This window comes from Streptomyces niveiscabiei (genome assembly GCF_001419795.1).
GTDB classification, from domain to species: domain Bacteria; phylum Actinomycetota; class Actinomycetes; order Streptomycetales; family Streptomycetaceae; genus Streptomyces; species Streptomyces niveiscabiei.
In genome coordinates, this window is sequence record NZ_LIRL01001154.1 from 1 (window position 1) to 3018 (window position 3018).

At 72.9% G+C, this 3018-nt stretch carries 2 protein-coding genes; both read left to right on the top strand.

The genetic code is table 11. The features are described from left to right. A partial coding sequence (locus AOK24_RS41340) for an ABC transporter ATP-binding protein (protein WP_055725040.1) occupies nucleotides 1-1801 on the top strand: 1801 nt, incomplete at its 5' end. A 146-nt stretch (nucleotides 1802-1947) separates the two neighbouring features. Further along, a partial coding sequence (locus AOK24_RS41345; protein WP_240554375.1) for a condensation domain-containing protein occupies nucleotides 1948-3018 on the top strand: 1071 nt, incomplete at its 3' end.

A 3018-nucleotide genomic window follows, 5' to 3' on the forward strand; every position in this document is an offset into this window, starting at 1 on the left:
GGGTGCGGGGGCGGTTGAGGGTGCCGGGGTCCGGCGGTCCCCTCTCCGGGCCCTGCTCGACCTCGTCGGCCCTCACCGGTCCAAGCTCGCCCTCGCCACCGGGCTCTCCGCCGTCTGCCAACTCGCCGAGGTTGCCTGCGGGTTGTTCCTCGGCTGGGTCGCGCTGGTGCTCATCAAGGGGTCCTGCCCGCCGCTCCTCGCCCTCGGGATCACCGGCGCCACCGCCCAGTTGTGGTTCCTCTCCGGTGCGGCGGCCGTCGCCTGCGCCGCCGTCGCCGTCCTGTCGTACGCCGCGAACACCCAGTGGCGCGGGCTCGGGCAGGCCGTCCAGCAGGACTGGCGCGACTCCACCTACGCCCACGTACAGCGCCTGGAACTCGGCCAGTTGGAGGGTGAGCGCACCACCCGGATCGCCGGGGTCCTCACCGACGAGGTCGCCGAGCTCGGCGGGTTCTTCGCGACCTGCGCCAATGACGCCGTCCAACTCGGCACCAGCTTCCTCGTGCTGGTGCCCGCGTTCCTGGTCTTCGCCCCGCAGATCGCGTGGATCGCGTTCCTGCCGATGCCGATCGTCGCCTGGCTGTCGTTCCGCCACCAGGACCGGGTGGCCGACGACTACGCCGTCTCCAGCGAGCACCGGGCCCAGCTGCACAGCCAGTTGGTCAACAGCCTCCAGGCGAGCGCCACCGTCAAGAGCTTCTGCACCGAGGAGTACGAGGCCGCCCGCCTCGACGAGCTCGGCGAGAAGTACCGGCTCAGCAACCGCCGTACCGACCGGCACACCGTCCGCCACGGAGAGACGGTCCGCGCGACGACGACCGCCTCCATGGTCGGCATGCTCCTCCTCGGCGGCCGGTCCGTCCTCGACGGGGCCCTGCCCTTCGAGGTGTTCAGCCCCCTCATCGGCCTGCCCCAGCAGGTCCTGTTCCGCCTCACCCGGCTCGGCACGATCGTCGACCAGTACCAGCGCACCCTCACCGCCTACGACCGCGTCCAGCACCTGCGCGCCCTGCCGGCCGAACCCGGCGGCAAGGACGAGGAGTTGGACCGTACGGCCGTCCAAGGGGCCATCTCCCTCAAGGACGTCACCTTCGCCTACCCCGGACGCCCGCCCGTCCTGGAGAACTTCTCCCTCGACATCGCACCCGGCGGCGTCACCGGCATCGTCGGCGCCACCGGCTCCGGCAAGACCACCGTCGCCCGGCTCCTCATGCGCTTCCAGGACGCGGCCGAGGGCCAAGTCCTGCTGGACGGGCGGGACATCCGCGACCTCGACCGCCACGACCTGCGCCGCGCCGTCGGGTTCGTCGCCCAGGACCCCTTCCTCTTCGACGGCACCATCGCCGACAACATCCGCTACGGCACCTTCGACGCGAGCGACGACGACGTCGAGCGCGCCGCCCGCGCCGCCGAGGCCCACCCCTTCGTCGACACCCTGCCCGACCGCTACGACACCCGCATCGGCGAACGCGGCGCCGCCCTCTCCGGCGGTCAGCGCCAGCGCATCGCCCTCGCCCGCGCGATCCTCAAGGACTCGCCGGTCGTCATCCTCGACGAGGCGACCTCCGCCGTCGACAACGAGACCGAGGCGGCGATCCAGCGCGCCCTGAGGTCGTTCGCACAGGGGCGGACGCTGGTCGTCATCGCCCACCGGCTGTCCACGATCCGGGGCGCCGACCGCATCCACGTCCTCGACAAGGGCGGGGTGGTCGCGGAGGAGGGGACCCACGCGGAGCTGCTCGAACGGGGCGGGCTGTACGCGTCGCTGTGGAGCTTGCAGTCGGGGGAACGGGCCGCGTAGGCAGCGGAGTTCGGGGACGCCGGGGGCAAGTCCGGGGCTGTCCTCGGCCTGTTCCTGCCCTCTCCCGCCTCCTCGACGGCAACTCGAGTAACCGTTTTCACTCCTCTTTCCCTTTTCTCTTCCGCACCACTTCCGGAGGTACTCCCATGTCTGCCCGCGACGGCGCCGCTCTTCCTACGACTGCGGCCCAACGCGAGATCTGGCTCGCCGAACAGCGCACGCCCGGCGTGCTCCCGGTGTACCGCATCGGCGAGTACCTGGAGATCGACGGCCCCGTCGACCCGGACCTGTTCGCGACGGCGCTGCGGCAGGCCGTGGCCGAGTACGACGGCCTGCGCGCCGTGTTCGGCGACGGCCCCGACGGGCCACGTCAGACCCTCCGGCAGACCCAGGACCCTGACCTTGCCCGCCTCGACCTCGACTCTCTCGACGAGGCCGTGAGGTGGATGCACGCGGACCGGCTGCGCCCCCTCGACCCGGCCCGCGACTCCCTCCACTCGCACGCCCTGATCCGCCTCGCCGACGACCACTGGCTCTGGTACCACGCCTACCACCACCTGGTCACCGACGGCGTCGGCCTCGTCCTCCTCGCCGAGCGCGCAGCCGCCGTCTACACGGCCCTGGCCTGCGGCGATACGGCGGACCCGGCGCCGTTCCCGACCCTGCGCGCAGCCGTCGACGCGGACGCCGCGTACCGCGCCTCCGCCCGCCGCGCGGCGGACCGCGCGCACTGGGCCGACCACCTCGCCGGCCTCCCAGAACCGGCGCACCTCGGCAGCCCGACGACCGACCCCACGGTCCGCCCCCGCGTCGTCCCGCTCCCCCTGGACGGAAACCCGCTGCAAGCGGTTGCACAACGTACCGGCGCCCGCGCCTCCCGCACGCTGATCGCGGCCACGGCCCTGCACGTACACCGGCTCACCGGGGCCCGTGACCTCCTGATCGGCCTCCCCGTCACCGGCCGTTCCCGGTCGGACCGCGTCCTCACAGCCTTCCCCGGCCTCGTCTCCAACGTCGTCCCCCTGCGCCTCGCGGTCCACCCCGGCCGGGGTGGACCGCGAGGTGTGGTCGGCGCTGCGGCACCAGCGCTACCGGGGCGAGGACATCCACCGGGACCTCGGCCTGGCCGGAACGCCGGGGTCGGCGTGGCCGGTGGTCGTCAACTACCGGGCCTTCTCCCGGCCGTTGGACTTCGCCGGGCACCCGGCGACCGTCCG